At 61.1% G+C, this 19,135-nt stretch carries 17 protein-coding genes; 13 read left to right on the top strand and 4 right to left on the bottom strand.

From position 1 onward, the window contains the following. Positions 1-45: 45 nt before the first annotated feature. Entirely contained in the window at positions 46-1,260 is a 1,215-nt protein-coding gene (locus EV281_RS07795; protein ID WP_132652505.1) for an MFS transporter, read from the bottom strand. A gap of 228 nt (positions 1,261-1,488) precedes the next feature. Between EV281_RS07795 and EV281_RS07790 the strand changes: the two genes are divergently transcribed. The 4 genes from EV281_RS07790 (at position 1,489) to EV281_RS07775 (ending at position 7,096) form a co-directional block, all read left to right on the top strand. Beyond that, positions 1,489-1,686, top strand: a complete 198-nt coding sequence (locus EV281_RS07790; protein ID WP_132652503.1) for a DUF3311 domain-containing protein — start codon at positions 1,489-1,491, stop codon at positions 1,684-1,686. Next, a complete protein-coding gene (locus tag EV281_RS07785) occupies positions 1,676-3,151 on the top strand; it encodes a sodium:solute symporter family protein (protein WP_132652501.1) in 1,476 nt (491 codons plus the stop codon). Before EV281_RS07790 ends, EV281_RS07785 begins: the two co-directional genes overlap by 11 nt. A gap of 277 nt (positions 3,152-3,428) precedes the next feature. After that, positions 3,429-6,335 carry an isoleucine--tRNA ligase gene (gene ileS, locus EV281_RS07780; protein ID WP_132652500.1) on the top strand — a complete coding sequence of 969 codons (2,907 nt, stop codon included), beginning with the start codon at positions 3,429-3,431 and terminating at the stop codon, positions 6,333-6,335. A 131-nt stretch (positions 6,336-6,466) separates the two neighbouring features. Then, the gene (locus EV281_RS07775) at positions 6,467-7,096 is read left to right on the top strand and encodes a hypothetical protein (protein ID WP_132652498.1); all 630 of its coding nucleotides are present in this window, start codon (positions 6,467-6,469) and stop codon (positions 7,094-7,096) included. A gap of 95 nt (positions 7,097-7,191) precedes the next feature. Here the strand turns inward: EV281_RS07775 and EV281_RS07770 are convergent, their stop codons facing one another. Next, positions 7,192-7,629 (bottom strand): nucleoside deaminase, encoded by a 438-nt coding sequence (locus EV281_RS07770; RefSeq protein WP_132653211.1) that lies wholly within the window; start codon positions 7,627-7,629, stop codon positions 7,192-7,194. 90 nt (positions 7,630-7,719) lie between these two features. Here EV281_RS07770 and EV281_RS07765 point away from each other — a divergent pair, with 90 nt between their 5' ends. From EV281_RS07765 to EV281_RS07755, 3 genes are read left to right on the top strand one after another with little or no spacing between them, the layout of a single operon-like run. Continuing rightward, positions 7,720-9,642 carry a pseudouridine synthase gene (locus EV281_RS07765; protein ID WP_132652496.1) on the top strand — a complete coding sequence of 641 codons (1,923 nt, stop codon included), beginning with the start codon at positions 7,720-7,722 and terminating at the stop codon, positions 9,640-9,642. After that, positions 9,623-10,183 carry a 16S rRNA (guanine(966)-N(2))-methyltransferase RsmD gene (gene rsmD / locus EV281_RS07760; protein WP_132652494.1) on the top strand — a complete coding sequence of 187 codons (561 nt, stop codon included), beginning with the start codon at positions 9,623-9,625 and terminating at the stop codon, positions 10,181-10,183. Before EV281_RS07765 ends, rsmD begins: the two co-directional genes overlap by 20 nt. A 24-nt stretch (positions 10,184-10,207) precedes the next feature. After that, complete coding sequence (locus EV281_RS07755) at positions 10,208-11,089, top strand: patatin-like phospholipase family protein (RefSeq protein ID WP_132652492.1); 882 nt, start codon at positions 10,208-10,210, stop codon at positions 11,087-11,089. A gap of 13 nt (positions 11,090-11,102) precedes the next feature. On the opposite strand, the gene EV281_RS07750 is transcribed toward EV281_RS07755, so the two are convergent. Next, a complete protein-coding gene (locus EV281_RS07750) occupies positions 11,103-12,914 on the bottom strand; it encodes a monovalent cation:proton antiporter-2 (CPA2) family protein (RefSeq protein WP_132652491.1) in 1,812 nt (603 codons plus the stop codon). Between the two features lie 114 nt (positions 12,915-13,028). On the opposite strand from EV281_RS07750, the gene EV281_RS07745 reads away from it, so the two are divergent. From EV281_RS07745 to lpxK, 6 genes are all read left to right on the top strand, one after another. Then, positions 13,029-14,378, top strand: coding sequence for a TldD/PmbA family protein (locus EV281_RS07745; protein ID WP_132652489.1), 1,350 nt, complete (start codon positions 13,029-13,031; stop codon positions 14,376-14,378). A 16-nt stretch (positions 14,379-14,394) separates the two neighbouring features. Next, complete coding sequence (locus EV281_RS07740; RefSeq protein WP_132652487.1) at positions 14,395-15,204, top strand: 3'(2'),5'-bisphosphate nucleotidase CysQ; 810 nt, start codon at positions 14,395-14,397, stop codon at positions 15,202-15,204. A 61-nt stretch (positions 15,205-15,265) separates the two neighbouring features. Continuing rightward, positions 15,266-15,514, top strand: a complete 249-nt coding sequence (locus tag EV281_RS07735; RefSeq protein WP_132652485.1) for a DUF4170 domain-containing protein — start codon at positions 15,266-15,268, stop codon at positions 15,512-15,514. Positions 15,515-15,680: 166 nt separating this feature from the next. After that, entirely contained in the window at positions 15,681-16,997 is a 1,317-nt protein-coding gene (waaA, locus tag EV281_RS07730; RefSeq protein WP_132652484.1) for a lipid IV(A) 3-deoxy-D-manno-octulosonic acid transferase, read from the top strand. Between the two features lie 9 nt (positions 16,998-17,006). Further along, the gene (locus EV281_RS07725; protein WP_132652482.1) at positions 17,007-17,729 is read left to right on the top strand and encodes an HAD family hydrolase; all 723 of its coding nucleotides are present in this window, start codon (positions 17,007-17,009) and stop codon (positions 17,727-17,729) included. A 104-nt stretch (positions 17,730-17,833) separates the two neighbouring features. Next, positions 17,834-18,877, top strand: coding sequence for a tetraacyldisaccharide 4'-kinase (lpxK, locus tag EV281_RS07720; RefSeq protein ID WP_132652480.1), 1,044 nt, complete (start codon positions 17,834-17,836; stop codon positions 18,875-18,877). Here the strand turns inward: lpxK and EV281_RS07715 are convergent. Next, the gene (locus EV281_RS07715; protein ID WP_132652478.1) at positions 18,874-19,101 is read right to left on the bottom strand and encodes a DUF2093 domain-containing protein; all 228 of its coding nucleotides are present in this window, start codon (positions 19,099-19,101) and stop codon (positions 18,874-18,876) included. The genes lpxK and EV281_RS07715 overlap by 4 nt on opposite strands. Positions 19,102-19,135: the final 34 nt, after the last annotated feature.

Genomic DNA, 19,135 nt, shown 5'->3' with positions numbered 1-19,135 from the left:
GCATAGGCGTTTTGCGTCCGGAATTGCATAAACGCGAAGAACTGCTCAGGCTGCCCCGAGTGCAGGCTGCGCCTTCGGTCGCGGCAGCGGCGGGAAGGCGAGTGCAATTGCTGCCGCACCGAGCCCGACCAGAGCGGAGCCGATAAAGAGCCACGAGTAGTTGGCATAGGTGTCGTAGATCCACCCGCCGACCAGCGGGCCGAAGGCCATTCCGAGGCTGGACAGCATCGTCGCTGCCCCAAAGACCGTGCCGATGATACGTGGGCCGAAATATTCGCGCGCCAGCACGGCATAGAGTGGCATCACCCCACCATAGGCACTGCCGAAGATGACGGCGAGTGCGTAGAACTCGCCGAGTTTGCTGACGGCAAGATAGGTCGCAAGCGCCGCTGCCTGTATCAGCAGGCCTGCAACGATCACCCGCTTCACACCGATCCGGTCCGCCAACGTGCCATAGAGCAGGCGTCCGCCGAGACCGGCAAGACCCTCGACACTGTAGATGCTGACCGCGGCCATGGGGGCTACGCCGCAGAGCGTGGCATAGTTCACCATATGAAAGATCGGCCCGGAATGGGCGGCGCAGCAGGCAAAGAAGGTGAGCCCGAGCACGATGAACTGCGGCGAACGGAAAACCGTCCAAAGGTCAGCGGCGCCGCCATCGCCTGAGACGATTGCCTCATGCGTATCGACAGGCGGCGACGGCCGTTGGCGTACGAGAAGGGCGGCCGGGATCATCAGGATGAGCGCACCGATGCCGATGATCATCATCGCCGGGCGCCATTCATAGGATGTGATCAGCCAGCGCGCGAAGGGCGAGATCGTCATCGGCGCAACGCCCATGCCGGCCGAAACCAGCGAGACGGCAAGGCCGCGGTTCTCGTCGAACCACGCTGTCGTCGCGGCAATCATCGGCGCGAAAAAGGCGCTGGCTGAAAGGCCGACGAGCACGCCGTAGGTCAATTGGAACTGCAGAAGCGTTTCTGCGCGGCTGGCCAGCATCAGCGCCAGCCCGAGAATGACGGCACCGATCAGCACCACCGGGCGCGGTCCGAACCGGTCGCTGGCAGCGCCCCAGAAGAAGCCACCTATGCCCATGACGATGAAATTCAGCGTCATGGCGCTGGCGATACCGGCATGCGACCAGCCGGTCGCGTCGGCGATCGGTTGCTGGAAAATTGCGAGAGAAAACATGGCGCCGAGAGCCACGCACGTCATCAGTGCGCCGGCCGCGACGATAACCCAACGATAGGAACTGCTCATATCCTCATCACTCCTTACGGACGGGTTTGATCTGACATGATGAAATTTCATGCCTGCAAGTCAAAGACGATCGGGCAAGCCGGAAATCGACAGGGGTTTTGAATTTTTTGTATTGGAAGCAACGAAATCGCAGCCGTCTTCTGCTTGCCGACCCGTCGCCGGGGCATATTTCATTTTGGAGATAAGACGCGGATCGACTGCGCCCAAGCTTCGAAAGGCGATCTCGACATGGACAAAGGTTTTGGAACGGCAGCCTGCTGGCTGCTCCTCATCCCCTATATCGGGCTTCTCTGGGTGCCCTTCTATAATTTCCGCGACCCGGTCGTTCTCGGCTTCCCCTTTTTCTATTGGTATCAGCTTCTCTGGGTACCGATAACAGCGTTCCTGACCTGGATCGCCTATCGGAGCATGCGCCATGACGACTGAAAGCAACATGACGGCGCTTGCCATCTTTATCTTCTTCTTTCTGTTGGTCACCGTTATGGGCTTCATCGCCGCCCATTGGCGCAAACCTGAAACGCTTGCGCACATCGATGAATGGGGCCTTGGCGGGCGCAGCTTCGGTATCTGGATCACCTGGTTCCTTGTCGGCGGCGATTTCTACACCGCCTATACGATCATTGCGGTGCCCGCGCTCGTCTATACCGTCGGCGCTTATGGCTTCTTCGCGCTGCCCTATACGATCATCGTCTACCCCTTCGTCTTCATGGTCATGCCAGTGCTCTGGAAGCGGGCGAAGGATTTCGGTTACGTCACGGCTGCCGATGTGGTTCATGGCCAGTATGGCTCGCGCGGGCTGGAGCTGGCGGTAGCCATCACCGGCGCCATCGCCACCATGCCTTACATCGCCCTGCAACTGGTCGGCATGGCGGCGGTCTTCAAGGCGCTCGGTCTGCATGGCGAACTGCCGCTCGCCATCGCTTTCATCGTGCTGGCGCTCTATACCTATTCCGCGGGATTGCGCGCACCGGCCCTGATCGCTTTCGTCAAGGACATCATGATCTATATCGTGGTGATAGCCGCAGTCGCCCTGATCCCTTCGAAGCTCGGCGGTTATGCCAATGTCTTCAACGCCGCCGACGCCGCCTTCCAGGCCAAGGGATCGGGAAGCCTGCTGCTTGCCCCCAACCAGTACGTCGCCTACGCGACGCTGGCGCTCGGCTCGGCTCTCGCCGCCTTCATGTATCCGCATACGCTGACTGGCATCTTCGCGTCCAACAGCGGCAACACGATCCGCAAGAATGCGGTGCTGCTGCCGGCCTATACGCTTCTACTCGGCCTCCTCGCCTTGCTCGGCTATATGGGCCACGCCGCCAACCTGAAGCTCGACAGCCCGAATGATGTCGTGCCGGCTCTTTTCCAAACGCTCTTCCCGAGCTGGTTTGCCGGCTTTGCATTCTCGGCGATTGCGATCGGCGCACTGGTGCCGGCGGCAGTGATGAGCATCGGGGCGGCCAATCTTTTCACCCGCAATTTCTGGAAGGCCTATATCGACCCCGAAGTCTCCCCAGCGGGTGAGGCCAAGGTCGCCAAGGTGACCTCGCTCGTCGTGAAGATCGGTGCTCTGCTCGTTGTCATCTTCTTGCCTACGCAGTTTGCGCTCGATCTGCAGCTTCTGGGCGGCATATGGATCGTGCAGACGCTGCCTGCACTTGTCTTCGGCCTCTACACCGGCTGGTTCCGCGCGCCCGGCCTGCTTGCCGGCTGGTTTGTCGGCTTCTTCGGCGGCACCTTCCTCGTCTGGATCAACGGCCTGAAACCGCTGCAACCGATCAGCCTTGGGGATACGTCCTTCACCATTTATATCGGCCTGCTGGCCCTGGTGGTGAACATCCTCGTCGCCGTCATCGTCAATCTGCTGGCGCCGGCACGGGGAACGGCAAGGGCCTGAGCCCGCCTGGTGCCAAGCCGCAAGCGTCCTGCTGCGGCTTTTCGTGAAGGCGAAGGACTGAAATCCCTCTTCCTTTTCCGCTGAAAAGCGCCTATGAACCGGCGCGATGAGTAAAATCCGGCTGGCGCATTCGATACGAATTATCGGCCCGGTCTTCCGCGCGCGCTGAGCGGCCGGAAGGTCCGGGTTTTTGGCGCTTGAGCTGAGCAAGCGCTTTCCGTCACCATAGATTTGATATCCGCGCGCCCATCCGGGCCGCCAGAAACGATTGTCACACATGACCGATACAGCCGAAAAGATCGATTACTCGAAGACCCTCTATCTGCCCGAGACGGATTTCCCGATGCGCGCCGGCCTGCCGCAGAAGGAGCCGGAACTCGTTGCCCGCTGGCAGCAGATGAACCTCTACAAGAAGCTGCGTGCGTCCGCCGCCGGCCGCGAAAAATTCGTCCTGCACGACGGCCCGCCCTATGCGAATGGCAACATCCATATCGGCCACGCGCTGAACAAGATCCTCAAGGATGTCATCACCCGCTCCTTCCAGATGCGCGGTTACGATTCCAACTACGTTCCCGGCTGGGACTGCCACGGCCTGCCGATCGAATGGAAGATCGAGGAAGAAAACTACCGCGCCAAGGGCAAGGCCAAGCCTGACCTGACCGAACCGTCGGCGATGATCGAATTCCGCCGCGAATGCCGCGCCTATGCCGAAAAATGGATCGCCATCCAAGGCGGCGAGTTCCAGCGCCTCGGCATAATAGGCGATTTCGAAAACCCGTACCTGACGATGAACTTCCACGCGGAAAGCCGCATCGCCGGCGAACTGTTGAAGATCGCCAGGAGCGGCCAGCTCTATCGCGGCTCCAAGCCGATCATGTGGTCGGTCGTCGAGCGCACGGCGCTGGCGGAAGCCGAAGTCGAGTACCATGATTATGAGAGCGACACGATCTGGGTGAAGTTCCCGGTCGCAAAGGGCTCTGATGGTCTCAAGGATGCCTTCGTCGTCATCTGGACCACAACGCCCTGGACGATCCCTGGCAACCGGGCGATCGCCTATTCCTCGCGCGTTGCCTACGGCCTTTACGAAGTGACGGCCGCCGAGAACGAATTTGGTCCGCGCCCGGGTGAGAAGCTTGTTTTCGCCGACAAGCTCGCCGAAGAATGTTTCGCCAAGGCAAAGCTGCAGTATAAGCGCCTTTCCGACGTCACGGCTGCCGATCTCTCTGGCATCACCTGCGCCCATCCGCTTAAGGGCCTCGGCGGCGGCTACGAATTCGCCGTACCGCTGCTCGATGGCGATCATGTCACTGATGATGCCGGTACCGGTTTCGTGCATACCGCGCCGAGCCACGGCCGCGAAGACTTCGATGTCTGGATGGCGCACGGCCGCGAGATCGAGGCACGCGGTATCGAGACCAAGATCCCGTTCCCGGTTGACGATGGCGGTTTCTACACGGCTGACGCCCCCGGCTTCGAAGGCGCACGAGTCATCGACGACAATGGCAAGAAGGGCGATGCCAACGACCGCGTCATCAAGGCGCTGATCGAACGCAACACACTTTTTGCCCGTGGCCGCCTGAAGCACCAGTATCCGCATTCCTGGCGCTCCAAAAAGCCGGTCATCTTCCGCAACACGCCGCAGTGGTTCGTCTATATGGACAAGACGCTGGCGGACGGAACGACGCTGCGCACCCGCGCGCTGAAGGCGATCGACGATACCCGCTTCGTGCCCGCTGCCGGCCAGAACCGTCTGCGCGCCATGATCGAGCAGCGCCCGGATTGGGTTCTGTCTCGCCAGCGCGCATGGGGCGTACCGATCTGCGTCTTCGTCGACGAGCATGGTGAAGTGTTGCAGGATGATGCCGTCAACCAGCGCATCCTTGACGCGTTCGATGCCGAAGGCGCCGATGCCTGGTTTGCCGAAGGCGCCAAGGAGCGCTTCCTCGGCAACGAGCATGATCCGTCCAAGTGGTCGCAGGTCATGGATATTCTCGACGTCTGGTTCGACTCGGGCTCCACCCACACCTTTACCCTGGAAGACCGCCCCGACTTGAAGTGGCCGGCCGATCTCTATCTTGAAGGTTCCGACCAGCATCGCGGTTGGTTCCACTCCTCGCTCTTGGAATCGGCTGCCACCCGTGGCCGCGCGCCTTATAATGCCGTCCTCACTCATGGTTTCACCATGGACGAGAAGGGCGAGAAGATGTCGAAGTCGAAGGGTAACGTCACTTCGCCGCAGGAAGTGATGAAAGATGCCGGCGCCGACATCTTGCGTCTCTGGGTCATGACCTCTGACTATGCGGACGATTTGCGTGTCGGCAAGACGATTATCCAGACCAATGTCGATGCCTATCGTAAGCTGCGCAACACCATCCGCTGGATGCTCGGCACGCTGGCGCACGACAAGGGCGAAGTCATCTCACTTTCCGATCTGCCGGAGCTGGAGCAACTGATGTTGCATCGCCTCTCTGAGCTTGATCAGCTCGTGCGTGAAAACTACGACGCCTTCGACTTCAAGAAGATCGCCCGCGCATTGATCGATTTTGCCAATGTCGAGCTCTCGGCCTTCTATTTCGACGTCCGCAAGGATGCGCTCTACTGCGATGCGCCCTCCAGCCTTCGCCGCCGCTCGGCGCTCTATGTCATCCGCATGATCTTCGATTGTATGGTGACCTGGCTCGCCCCGATGCTGCCTTTCACGACCGAAGAAGCATGGCTCTCGCGCAATCCGTCGGCCGTCTCCGTACATCTGGAGCAGTTTGCTCCGGTTGCGAAGGAATGGCACAACGACGCGCTGGCTGAGAAATGGAAGAAGATCCGCGCGATCCGCAGCGTCGTGACCGGAGCGCTCGAAATCGAACGCAAGGACAAGCGCATCGGCTCGTCGCTGGAAGCAGCCCCCGTCGTCTATGTCGCCGACGCGGAACTGTTGAAGGCGCTCGAAGGTCAGGATTTCAGCGAAGTTTGCATCACCTCGGGCATCAAGGTCGAGGCGAGCGCTGGCCCGGCTGAAGCCTTCCGCTTGGCCGAAGTCCCCGAAGTCGCCGTCGTTCCGAAGCTTGCCGAAGGCGTCAAATGCGCCCGTTCGTGGCGCATCACAACCGATGTCGGCTCCGACCCTGATTATCCCGATGTCTCGGCGCGTGACGCTGCGGCATTGCGCGAACTCGGTATCCGGGCCTGAAGATATTTGCCGGGTGAATTGCCTTTGTGGCGTTCATCCGGTAAAAGCTGCCTGAAAATGGCCGGATTTTTGCGTCAGGGGGACGATTGTCCGGTGGGCAGTACTGATTCCGGCATGCGGGAAGGGTTTTCATGTTAGCGACGCATTGGTTCCGTTTGGGCGCCTGCCTGTCTCTTGTGATGGCGGGAAGCTCCTTGATGTCAGGTTGCGCCAGCAGCCCGACTTACGGCACCGACAAGACCGCCATGGAACAGCTTGCCGACGACCTCGGCCAATCCGTTTCACTGACTGGCCCAGGCCCGAAAAATGCCGGTGTGAAATACACGCCGCGTCCGACGCTCGTCATGCCCGCGAAGGACCAGAAGGAAACTCTCGTCCAGCCGCAGCAAACCGTTGCCAATAAGGACAATCCGCAGTGGGTTGAATCGCCTGAAGAAGCCCGCCAGCGTCTCGTCAAGGAAGCCGACGAAAATTCGGACAATCCAGCCTATCGTTCGCCGCTTGCCAGTTCCGCCATCGAGGGCGGACGCCAGACGACCGAAGCCCAGACCAAGGCATATCGTGAAGCGCGCGCCCTGCAGAAGGGCGCCTATATCGACCAGCGCCGCTACATTTCCGATCCGCCGACCGAATATCGCGCGGTCGATGATCCGGCAAAGCTCGACGATCTGGGCACGCCGGAGCAGAAGAAAGACAAGCAGCGTAAGAAGGACGCGGCCGTTGCCGGCAGCGGCACCAAATGGTGGCAGATCCTTCAATAAAACCCGCTATCGCTGGTCCTCAGTGAACCGGTGTGGCGTCTGCGCGACGTGAGACAGCCGCAGACGACAAGGAGCCCGGTGATTCCTAACGGGCATCAAGGCGTGTCTCGTTTCTCCGAAAAGAATGTCCTCAGCATGTCAGCGGATTCGGTCTCGTTGAAGCCGGAATAGACCTCCGGCGCATGATGGCAGGTCGGCTGCGCATAAAAGCGCACGCCATTGTCGACCGCGCCACCTTTCGGATCCTCCGCGCCGTAATAAAGCCTGCGGATACGGGCAAATGAAATCGCCGCCGCACACATCGTACAGGGTTCCAGGGTCACATAGAGATCGGCACCGACGAGCCGCTCCTGGCCGAGCCTGTCGGCAGCTATGCGAATGGCGGCGATTTCGGCATGGGCGGTCACGTCGTTGAGTTCCCGGGTGCGGTTTCCGGAGCTTGCGATCGCTTCGCCATCGACCACGACAACGGCGCCGATCGGCACTTCGCCGCGGTCTCCCGCAGCGCGCGCTTCCTCTAACGCCATCTCCATAAATCGATTTGTCTTCACGTTCGCAAGAATTTCCACTTAACCGCAGGTGCGCGACCTGATAGACAGGCCGAAAAGGCAGGCAAACAACAAATGACACCCAAAGACAAGCCAAAACGCCCGGGCGCACGGCCCCCTGCGCGTGACGCGCGGTCGAAAAGCGGCCCGAAGGCCGGTAGCGACAAGCCGGCAAAGGCCGCAGCCGCGAAAGTGGCCGCTAATGAAACGGATGGCGAAGCCAAGGCAGAACGCATCTCCAAGGTGATGGCGCGCGCCGGCGTTGCCTCCCGCCGCGATATCGAACGCATGATCATGGACGGCCGCGTCACGCTGAACGGCAAGCTCCTCGACACGCCCGTCGTCAACGTCACACTCGAAGATAAGATCGAAGTTGATGGCGTGCCGATTCGTGGTATCGAGCGCACGCGCCTCTGGCTCTACCACAAGCCGCCGGGCCTCGTGACGACGAATTCCGATCCCGAGGGCCGCCCTACCGTGTTCGACAACCTGCCGGAAGAGCTTCCGCGCGTCATGTCGATCGGCCGTCTCGATATCAACACCGAAGGCCTGCTGCTGCTGACCAATGACGGCGGCCTTGCCCGCGCGTTGGAACTGCCAACCACCGGCTGGCTGCGCCGCTACCGCGTGCGCGCCCATGGCGAGATCGATCAGAAAGCGCTCGACAAGCTGAAGGACGGCATTGCCGTCGACGGCGTTCTCTACGGCTCCATCGAGGCGACGCTCGACCGCACCCAGGGATCCAATGTTTGGATCACCATGGGCCTACGCGAAGGCAAGAACCGCGAAATCAAGAACGTGCTCGGCGCGCTCGGCCTCGACGTCAATCGCCTGATCCGCGTTTCCTACGGTCCTTTCCAGCTCGGTGAACTGCCCGAGGGTCAGGTGATCGAAGTGCGTGGCCGCACGTTGCGCGATCAGCTTGGCCCGCGCCTGATCGAGGATGCCAAAGCGAATTTCGACGCGCCGATCTATAACGCGCCGGCCGTTGCTGCCGAAGAGACCGAGGAACCGGTGCAGGAGCGCCGCGAACGCCCGCGCCGTGACGAAGACAAGCGCGAACGCGCTTTGAGCCGTCTTGATACCAAGCGCGACGATCGTCGGCGGGATGATCGTAGAGACGACCGCCGCGGCGACGATGACCGCCCGAAGCGTCCGGCTCTCGGCAGCCGTCGCAACGCCAATGTCTGGATGGCGCCAGGTGCGCGTCCGCTCGGCGAGAAGGCAGCGGCCAAGGCCGCGAAGAATGCGCAGACCGCCCGCCGTCGCGGCGAAACGGCCGCCCCGGCAAAGGAGCCGCGCTTCGACCGCACGAGCGATCGCCCGCGCCTGCAGATCAATCGCGTCCATGAAGAGGATGGCGAATGGATTCGCTCGAGCGAGGCGCCCCGCAAACGCGACGAGGATGAAGGTTTCGGCCGCAAGCGCTCTTTCGGCGATCATCCTGCACGTGAAGAGGGCGGCGATCGTCCGCGCAAGAGAAGCTTTGGTGGCGAAGGCCGCTCGGAACGACCGCGCGGCGACAAGTCTTTCGGAGACAAGCCGCGTGGCGAGCGCCGTCCGCGCACGGACGGAGAAGAGCGCCCGCGTTCCTTCCGCGACCGCCCGCGTGAGGATGGTGGCGAACGCTCTTCGCGTCCAGCGAGGAGTTTCGGCGGCGAGAGCCGTTCTGACCGTCCGCGTGGAGACAAACCTTCTGGTGCCAAGCCGCGTGGCGAGCATCGCCCACGCACCGAAGGTGAAGAGGGTTCGCGTCCTTTCCGCTCTCGCGAAGAGGGCGGCGAGCGTTCCCGTACGGGTAGAAGCTTTGGCGGCGAGGGCCGTTCGGAACGTTCACGCGGTGACAAGCCTTTTGGGGACAAGCCCCGTGGGGCAAAGGGTTTCTCCGGCAAGCCGAAAGGCGATCGGCCGGGTGGTGGCGGCAAGCCTTCGGGCGGGCCGTCCAGAGGTGGTGCGAAAGGTAAGGGAATGACGCGCGGTGCGGATCGTCGGCGGTGAGTTTCGCGGACGGCCGCTTGCCGTACCAAAATCCAACGACATTCGGCCGACTGCGGACCGGACGCGTGAGAGCCTGTTCAATATTCTGAGCCATGCCTATCCGGAATGCGTTGACGGCACCCGGATCCTCGATCTGTTCGCGGGTACCGGCGCGGTCGGCCTCGAAGCCGTCTCACGCGGCTGTCGCCATGCGCTGTTTGTCGAAAACAGTGTCGAGGGCAGAGCGCTTCTCTGGGAAAATATCGATGCGCTCGGCTTGCATGGCAGGACGCGCATCCTGCGTCGTGATGCGACCGATCTCGGCAGCATCGGCAATCTCGAGCCCTTCGATATGCTCTTCGCCGATCCGCCCTATGGCAGAGGGCTGGGCGAGAAGGCCTTGGCAGCAGCTGCCGAAGGCGGCTGGCTCAAGCCGGGCGCGATTACCGTCCTGGAAGAACGCGCAGATGTTGCAGTTTCGGTGCATCCTTCCTATGTTTTTCTCGAAAACCGAATATTCGGCGATACCAGAGTGCATTTCTTCCGGTATCAGCCGCAGTAGTCGGCGCGTTGGGGGCAGCAAATCGTGCCGCAGGCGGAAATCATCAGTCCGAAGTCACCTGCGATCAGCGATCTCCCGACGATAGCTGTCGCCTTCGGCGGCGGTGGTGCGCGCGGCCTCTCACATATTCATGTCATCGAAACGCTGGATGAACTCGGTATTCGTCCAGTGGCGATATCAGGCTCCTCCATCGGCGCCATCATGGGCGCTGGCATGGGCGCCGGCATGTCCGGCGCGGAAATCCGCGAACATGCGCTGGCAACTGTCGGCAACAAGGCGGCCGTCGTCAGCCGTATCTGGGGCCTACGGCCAACGACCGTGCGGGATGCCGTGGCTAAGGGTATCCGCATCGGCCAGTTCAATCTCGAACGCATCCTGAAGGCGTTCCTGCCCTCGGAACTGCCGCAGCGTTTCGAAGATCTCCTGGTGCCGATGAAAGTCGTCACCACGGACTATTACGGCCAGAACGAGGTCATCGTCGAACAGGGTCAGCTTTTTCCAGCGCTCGCCGCATCATCGGCCATTCCTGCCGTCTTCATGCCAGTCAGGCTGCATGGCCGGGTAATGATCGACGGGGGCATCTCCAATCCCGTGCCTTATGAATGCCTGATGGACCTTGCCGATATTGTCGTGGGCATCGATGTCGTCGGCGCACCCGAAGGCGACGGCACTCATATCCCGAACCGCATGGAAAGCATCTTCGGCTCCGGTCAGCTGATGATGCAAACGGCAATTTCGCTGAAGCTGAGGCTCTCGCGGCCGCATATCTTTCTTCGCCCCACGGTCGGCCGCACCGGCGTCATGGATTTCCTGAAGGCGCGCGACGTGCTTGCCATGTCCGTCGGTGTGAAGGACGAATTGAAATACGCCCTCGACCGGGAAATCGAGGCGCGGTTGAAGCGCTGAGTGCCGCAGGCCTTTAGGCATCCGCCGTCACGTCGGACCTGGCTGCCAGCGGATCGTCGGCAAAGGGATCGGCTGCGCGTTTCGGCTTGACCAGCGGCTCCGGACGGATCGGTGTTGAAAACAGGAGATCCCGTCCCGCCTGCAGTCCCTCGGAAACCTGCAGCACCAGCCGGGCCTCGTCGCGCTTGCGAATGTCTTCGCCGATCTCATAGGCATCCATCTCGGCAACGCCGAGCGCTTCCAGCGTCCGCCGGCCGAACAGCAAACCGGATTCCAGCGTTTCGCGCAGCTCGTAATCGACGCCCTTGTTACGCAGTTCGATCGAGTGAATACGATCATAGGAACGCACGAAGAGCGTCGTCTGCGGGTAGTCGGCCTGGATCAGTTCGACCACCTTGTCGGTGATCTCCTTCTTTTGGGTGCAGACGAGCACGATCTTTGCCCGGTCGATGCCCGCCGAGCGCAGCACATCCTTGCGTGTGCCGTCACCAAAATAGATGCGGAAACCGAAGGAGGACGCCTGCCGGATGCGGTCGGCCGAAAAGTCGATGACTGTGACGCTCCGGCCGCCGGCAAGCAGGATCTGCGCAGCGATTTGGCCGAAACGCGAGAAGCCGACCATCAGCACATCTGCGCCCGCGCCCTCGAAATCCTCATCGAGCTCCTCATGATCTTCCCCTGTCAGCATTCGCTGGGAAAGGGCAGCACCGAGCGGCGTCAGCGCCATGGAAAGCGTGACGATTGCCACGAGAAGCGAAGCGGTGCTGCTCGGCATCAGCCCGGCAACGGCAGCCGCGGTGAAGAGCACGAAGCCGAATTCGCCGCCTTGCGGCAGGAGGAAGGCGATGCGCACCGCATCGTCGTGCGAAGAGCGCGTCAGCCGGCAAAGCGCATAGATGATCAGCGCCTTGACGGCCATGATGATCGGCACGGCGACGATGATGAAGAGAGCATTGTCGATCAGCACGTCGAGTTGCAGCGACAGGCCGACGGCAATGAAGAAGATAGCGAGGAGCACGCCGCGGAAAGGCTCGATATCGGCTTCCAGCTCATGGCGGTAGGAGGATTCCGCCAGCATGACGCCGGACAGGAAGGCGCCCATCGCCATCGAAAGTCCGGCAAGCTGCATCAGGCTTGCCGATCCCAAGACGACGAACAGAGCGGCTGCGATCATCGCTTCGCGTGCGCCGGTACGGGCGATAACCTGAAAGAGGGGTGTCAGCAGGTATCTTCCCATGACGATCATCCCGGCGACGGCTGCCACCGAGACGCCGAAGTCGACAAGCGGATTGCCGCTGCCCTTGTTGCCGTCGAGAATGGTGACGACAGCCAAAAGCGGCACGATCGCGAGATCCTGAAAGAGCAGCATGGAGAAAGAGCGTTGCCCATAGCGCGTGTTCACGTCTCCATCGCCTTCTAGGATCTGCATGGCAAAGGCAGTCGAGGAGAGCGCCAGCCCGGAACCGGCAACGATGCTGCCGCGCCAGCCTAGGACGCCGGAAGCCCAGGCAAGCCCAGTCAAGGCCAGACCCGTCACCATCACCTGTGCCGTGCCGAGACCGAAGATGTCGCGTCGCATCTGCCAGAGGCGTGATGGCTTCAGTTCAAGCCCGATGATGAAGAGCAGGAAGACGACGCCCAGTTCGGCAACGTCGAGGATTTGCTCGCCGTCGGTAATGCCGTGGAAGACCGGTCCGATGACGATGCCTGCCGCCAGGTAGCCGAGCACCGTGCCGAGACCCAGCTTCTTGAAAATAGGGGCGGCGACGACGGCGCCGCCGAGCAGCAGGATGGTTTCGGTGAAAAGCGCGTTGGGTGCGGACATGCTTCATTTCTTTCGATGGCGGAGCAAGCAGGCAGCCAGGAAAAGAATCGGCATCCACGGCCTTGATGCTTTCAGGAGTGCACAATAAATGGAACTGGAAGGAAAGGCCAAATCATGTCCTCTGAAATCGATTCCTCGACACTTCTTTCCCGCGCAAGTCAACTGATCGATCTGGCGAAGAAAGCAGGCGCCGATGCAGCAGACGCCGTGGTTGTCCGCTCGCGCGCGCAATCGGTGAGCGTTCGTTTAGGCAAAGTCGAAGGAACAGAATCCTCGGAAAGCGACGACTTTTCGCTGCGTGTCTTCATCGGCAAACGGGTTGCAAGTGTTTCCGCAAATCCGGGCTTCGATCTGCAGGCGATGGCTGAGCGTGCGGTCGCCATGGCCAAAGTCTCGCCGGAAGATCCGTTCGCCTGCCTGGCTGACGAAAACAGGCTGGCAAAGACCTATCCCGACCTGCAGCTTCTGGACACGACCGAGGTCAGCGCCGAGCAGCTGCGCGAGGCTGCCCTTGCCGCCGAAGCCGCAGCGCTTGCCGTGAAAGGCGTCACCAACTCCTCCGGCGCTGGTGCCTCCGCCGGCATGGGCGGACTGGTGCTTGCCACCTCGCACGGCTTCGAAGGCAGTTATATGGCGTCGCGCTTCGGCAATTCCGTCAGCGTCATTGCCGGTGAAGGCACCGGCATGGAGCGGGACTATGATTTCGACAGCCGCCTCTATCATGCCGATCTCGACGATCCAGCCGAAATCGGCCGCCGGGCCGGCGAGCGCGCCATCAAGCGTATCAATCCGCGGCAGGTGCCAACCGGCAAGGACATTACCGTCATCTTCGATCCGCGCATCGCTCGTGGGTTCGTCGGCCACATTGCCGGCGCCATCAACGGCGCTTCGGTCGCCCGCAAGATGAGTTTCCTGCGTGACAAGATGGGCCAGCAGGTGTTGAAGGCAGGCCTGTCGATAACGGACGATCCGCTGATCGTGCGTGGACCGTCTTCCCGTCCATTCGATGGCGAAGGTGTGTCCGGCGAACGGCTCGTGATGATCGAGGATGGGGTACTCAAGCACTGGTTTCTGTCCACATCCACAGCGCGTGAGATTGGTGGTCTCGAGACCAATGGCCGCGGTGTGCGCGGTGGCACGTCGGTTACGCCAGCGTCAACCAACCTAGCGTTGGAACCTGGCGACATCTCGCCGGAAGAGCTGATCCGCAGCGTCGGCAACGGCTTCTATGTGACGGAACTGATCGGCCAGGGCGTCAACATGATCACCGGCGAATATAGTCGCGGTGCGACCGGGTTCTGGATCGAAAACGGTGAGCTGACCTTCCCGGTGTCGGAGGTGACGATTGCCTCGAACCTCAAGGACATGTTCATGCGGCTGACGCTCGCCAATGACATCGACCGCAAGTTCGGTGTGGCGGCTCCGACCTTCGCCATTGAAGGCATGACGCTTGCGGGCCGCTGACGAACGGATCGATGCGATGAGCGACGTGGAACAGTCCCGCTGGCAAGGCGATCTCATGCTGATTGCCGATGCCGCGAAACAGGCAGGCGCCGTCGCACTCGGCTTCTTCAACAAGTCGCCGGAAGTCTGGTGGAAGAACGAAGACCGATCACCCGTCAGCGCCGCCGATTTCGCTGCCAACGAAAAGCTCGAGACCATCCTGCGCAATGCGCGGCCGAACTATGGATGGCTGTCGGAGGAGACGGACGATGATGCCGGCCGCCTGCAATATGAGACGCTGTTTATCGTTGATCCGATTGATGGCACGCGGGCATTTCTGGCCGGCAAGAACCTCTGGTGTGTGAGCATCAGCATCGTCCATCGCGGCCGCCCCGTAGCTGGCGTGCTTTATGCGCCTGCATTGGACGAACTTTACGAGGCAGTGGAGGGTGGTCCTGCACTGAAAAACGGCGAGCCGATCGCCGTATCCAGGCGCGGCAAAGGCGATATCAGCCAGTTTGCTATCGGCGAGGAACTGTTCAAGGCTCTGCCGGCAGCCGTGCGAGAGCGCAGCGAGCGCGTCAAACATATCCCTTCGCTCGCCTACCGTATCGCCATGGTCGCCGATGGACGTCTGGACGCAACGTTTGTCGGGCACAACGCGCACGACTGGGATATTGCCGCTGCTGATCTCATTCTGGATCGCGCGGGTGGCCGCCTTGTCGATCTCTCGGGTCGATCGGCAATCTATAATACAGAAAAAGTCAGTCACGACGCTCTTTGTGCAGCTTCAATTACCCGTCTCCACGAATATCTTGACTTGCTCACTCAGCTACGAGACGGTTGACGTTTCCGTCAAAATCCCTCAGATGAGGAGCCGGAGGAGAATAATCGGAAAGAGAATAAAAATGACGGACTCCGGCGGTAAAAAGCAGCTCCTGCATCTCGTATTTGGTGGCGAACTCGAAAGCCTCGAAGGCATCCAGTTTCGGGATCTCAAGGATCTCGATATTGTCGGTATTTTCCCCGACTATGCTTCGGCACTGACGGCCTGGAAGGGCAAGGCGCAACAGACGGTCGACAACGCGCATATGCGTTATTTCATCGTTCATATGCATCGCCTGCTCGACCCGCAGGATACGACCGGAAGCAAGTGAGCCTCGCTGCAATCGTTGGCCTCCGCTATCCACAGCGGAGGCCTTTGCGCATCGCTCCCTTGCCCTCGATCGACGCATTCTGAACAAATTAATCGGTCATTGCGGCCGCAACGATAATTAGGGAAATTGGATTGATGTCGATCTGCATGGATCGGAGGTCTGCTGAATGAGCTCCCGGATGGCGCGGATCGGTCTGAACGCGTACCGTCTGGCGGGAACCGTAGCCTCGCCGGTCGTCGGCCTCTACATCACCTATCGCACGGCCAAGGGCAAGGAAGACCGTGCCCGCCGGCTGGAGCGGTTCGGCTATGCGAGCGCCAACCGGCCGCAAGGCCCGCTCGTCTGGTTTCATGCTGCAAGTGTCGGTGAAACCAACGCTGTCATTCCCCTCATCCGTGAAATCCGCCGCCGTGGCATCAACGTCATCCTCACGACGGGCACCATCACCTCGGCGAAGCTCGCCGCCGAACGTCTCGGCAATGATGCGATCCATCAATATGTGCCGCTCGACCTGAAGCCCGCCGTCGGCCGTTTCCTCGATTATTGGCAGCCGGACTGCGCCATCATTGCCGAGTCCGAAATCTGGCCCGCGACCGTGCTGGAACTCGGCCGTCGCCGTATTCCGCAGATCCTCGTCAATGCCCGCATGTCGGACCGCTCATTCGCTCGCTGGCGCCGCCGCCCGGCGATTGCCGAAGCGCTCTTCGAAAATCTTGCGCTCGTCATCGCCCAGTCCGATGTCGATGCCGAACGTTTCCGGGATCTCGGCGCCGTACCGGTCATAACCTCAGGCAATCTCAAGGTCGATACCGACGCGCCACCCTATGACAGCGCCGTCTTTGCCCGCTACAAAAAGCAGATCGGCGATCGCAAGACCTGGGCCGCGATCTCCACCTTCGACGGCGAGGAGAATGCGGCCGGCATTGTCCACCGGGCGCTCCGCGACCGCGACAGGCAATTGACGATCATCGTGCCGCGCCATCCCGAACGGGGGGACGAGATCGAGGCTGCCCTCGTCAAACAGGGGCTGAAGGTCGCCCGCCGCACACGCGATGATGTCCTCTCGCCCGACGTCGATATCTTTCTTGGCGATACGATCGGCGAGATGGGCCTCTATCTTCGCCTGACGGAAGTCGCTTTCGTTGGCCGTTCGCTCTTTGCCGAAGGCGGCCAGAACCCGCTGGAGCCGGCCATGCTTGGCTGCGCCATCCTGTCCGGCGGCAATGTTCAGAATTTCCGCGAGGCCTATCAGAAGCTCGCCCGCAGCGGCAGCGCCCGCATGGTGCGCGATACTGAAATGCTGGCAAAAGGCGTGCATTACCTGCTGACCAATGACGAGGCGCGCGGCAACATGATCCAGGCTGGCATCGCCACCGTGCATGAAATGCGCGGCGCGCTGAGCGCCACCTTGAAGGGGCTGGAGCCCTATATCAATCCGCTGACGGTGAAGGCGCGCCTGCTGCCCAAGGCAGCGCAGGCCTGAGGAGCAAATATGTCGGCCAAGGCGAAGATCAGGGGCATCCTTTTCGACAAGGACGGCACGCTGCTTGACTATGATGAAAGCTGGCTGCCGGTAAACCGCGAGCTTGCCCGCATCGCCGCTGAAGGCGACGCTGCTCTGGCCGACCATCTTTTGGCTGAATGCGGTATGGACCCGGTAACCGGACATATCGTGCCTGACAGCTTGCTTGCGGCCGGCAATACCCGTCAGATCGCCGAGGGCCTGGTCGCCGCCGGCTCCGGAGTTGATGTCATCGAGCTGACGATCAAGCTGGACAATCTCTTTGCCAATGCCGCCCAATTCTCCGTTCCGGTGACGGATCTCGCCGCCTTCTTCGAGAGGCTGCACAACAGCGGCATCAAACTTGGCATTGCCTCCAGCGACAACGAACGCTCTATCCGCCAGACGGCTCAGCGTTTTGGCATTTCTGAATATGTCGATTACATCGCCGGTTATGATAGCGGCTTCGGCAGCAAGCCGGAGCCCGGCATGGTGCTCGGCTTCTGCGCTGCGACCGGCCTATCGCCGGAAGAGGTTGCCATAGTCGGCGACAACAACCACGATCTCCATATGGGCAGGAATGCGAAAGTTGGCCTGACGATCGCGGTTCTGACCGGTACCGGCTCACTTGAATCACTCTCCGCTGCGGCCGATCATATCTTCGACGACATTACCGGCATTGAGGCCCTGCTACCAGATCTGCAGCCCGCCTGACCCGCAAAGGCTTGCATTTTCATGCGTTTTGGCCTCTCAATCCGCCCGATCGATTTTGGAGGATCTCGTCCTGAAGGGCGGGGCAAGGGAAACGGGACGGCATTATGATTTCAGAAGCGCCGCCTTTCTGGTGGAGGCGGGCAGGCTGGCAGGCTTGGGTTTTATCGCCCCTTTCTTTCCTCTATGGTCGTGTGGCCGGTTACCGCATGACCCATGCGCGCCGCGCCTCGGTTCCGATCCCCGTCATCTGTGTCGGTAATTTCACCGTCGGCGGCGCCGGCAAAACGCCGACTGCAATTGCAATTGCCCGTGCCGCGAAGGCCAAGGGGTTGACCCCCGGTTTCCTGAGCCGTGGCCATGGCGGCTCTCTCGATGTGACGACGGTTGTCGATCCTGCGCACCACCACGCCGTTGCCGTCGGCGACGAACCGTTGCTACTGGCGCAGGAAGCATTGACCGTCATCTCCCGCCGGCGTGTCGATGGTGCGGTCAGACTGGTCGAGGAAGGTGCCGATTTCATCATCATGGATGATGGCTTCCAAAGTGCGCGCCTTTCGATCGACTATGCGCTTCTGGTGATCGATGCGACGCGCGGTCTCGGCAATGGCTATATCGTGCCAAGCGGGCCGGTGCGCGCGCCGATCCGTTTGCAACTGCGGCAGGCGACCGCGCTTCTGAAGGTCGGAGATGGCAATGCGGCTGACCGTATCGTGCGTATCGCGGCCCGCGCGGCAAAGCCCTATTTCACCGCTGCACTGAAGGTCTCGGGCGAAAACTATCTTGAGGGCTTGAAAGTGCTCGCCTTTGCCGGCATCGCCGATCCCGAGAAGTTCTTCCGCACAGTTCGTTCACTCGGTGCGACCATCGAAGTCGCCACCGCCTTCGGCGATCACGAACACCTGAGCGAAGAGGAGATCGACGGTCTTCTGAAGACTGCGGACCAGCAGAACTTGACGATCGTTACGACCGCGAAGGACTTCGTGCGTCTCGCCGGCCACCACGGCAAGGCGCAACAGCTTGCAGCCCGCTGCCGCGTCGTCGAGGTGGAAATGGCCTTCACGGACCCGCTCGCCCCGGGCCTCATCATAGACCGGGCTTTCGAGGCCTGCCGACAACGGCGGCTCAGAGAGGCGAAGGTAAAGACTTAGCGTTGGGTCGGCAGAACACCGGCGCGACGGTCGGCTTCGAGTGCCGAGGCGACATCGGCATAGGGTTCCTGTCGCGCAACGCTCCAGTAACGAAGCTCGTCGAGCGGAACCTGCTTGCCGGTGAGCGCGCAGACAACATAGGAGCCGGGGGACAGAATCTGGAAGTCGCCGTCGAGATAACGGATCTTCGCTTCGCGGTTCCCGTGCCCTTCGAACAAGTTCATGCGCTCCATTCCCTGTGGTCTGTCATCCGCTTGC

It is taken from the genome of Rhizobium sp. BK418, assembly GCF_004341105.1.
Lineage (GTDB): Bacteria > Pseudomonadota > Alphaproteobacteria > Rhizobiales > Rhizobiaceae > Rhizobium.
Note: the sequence above shows the minus strand (reverse complement) of the source record. Positions and strands in the feature narration are given on the sequence as shown.

Excerpts from the sequence above, each read along its gene's own strand:
- EV281_RS07735 (WP_132652485.1), top strand. The coding sequence starts at position 15,266 with ATGACGGACTCCGGCGGTAAAAAGCAGCTCCTGCATCTCGTATTTGGT.
- lpxK (WP_132652480.1), top strand. The coding sequence starts at position 17,834 with ATGATTTCAGAAGCGCCGCCTTTCTGGTGGAGGCGGGCAGGCTGGCAG.
- EV281_RS07740 (WP_132652487.1), top strand. The coding sequence starts at position 14,395 with ATGAGCGACGTGGAACAGTCCCGCTGGCAAGGCGATCTCATGCTGATT.
- EV281_RS07795 (WP_132652505.1), bottom strand. The coding sequence starts at position 1,260 with ATGAGCAGTTCCTATCGTTGGGTTATCGTCGCGGCCGGCGCACTGATG.
- EV281_RS07770 (WP_132653211.1), bottom strand. The coding sequence starts at position 7,629 with ATGGAGATGGCGTTAGAGGAAGCGCGCGCTGCGGGAGACCGCGGCGAA.
- EV281_RS07725 (WP_132652482.1), top strand. The coding sequence starts at position 17,007 with ATGTCGGCCAAGGCGAAGATCAGGGGCATCCTTTTCGACAAGGACGGC.
- EV281_RS07750 (WP_132652491.1), bottom strand. The coding sequence starts at position 12,914 with ATGTCCGCACCCAACGCGCTTTTCACCGAAACCATCCTGCTGCTCGGC.
- ileS (WP_132652500.1), top strand. The coding sequence starts at position 3,429 with ATGACCGATACAGCCGAAAAGATCGATTACTCGAAGACCCTCTATCTG.
- EV281_RS07775 (WP_132652498.1), top strand. The coding sequence starts at position 6,467 with ATGTTAGCGACGCATTGGTTCCGTTTGGGCGCCTGCCTGTCTCTTGTG.
- EV281_RS07765 (WP_132652496.1), top strand. The coding sequence starts at position 7,720 with ATGACACCCAAAGACAAGCCAAAACGCCCGGGCGCACGGCCCCCTGCG.
- EV281_RS07785 (WP_132652501.1), top strand. The coding sequence starts at position 1,676 with ATGACGACTGAAAGCAACATGACGGCGCTTGCCATCTTTATCTTCTTC.
- EV281_RS07790 (WP_132652503.1), top strand. The coding sequence starts at position 1,489 with ATGGACAAAGGTTTTGGAACGGCAGCCTGCTGGCTGCTCCTCATCCCC.
- waaA (WP_132652484.1), top strand. The coding sequence starts at position 15,681 with ATGAGCTCCCGGATGGCGCGGATCGGTCTGAACGCGTACCGTCTGGCG.
- EV281_RS07715 (WP_132652478.1), bottom strand. The coding sequence starts at position 19,101 with ATGAACTTGTTCGAAGGGCACGGGAACCGCGAAGCGAAGATCCGTTAT.
- EV281_RS07745 (WP_132652489.1), top strand. The coding sequence starts at position 13,029 with ATGTCCTCTGAAATCGATTCCTCGACACTTCTTTCCCGCGCAAGTCAA.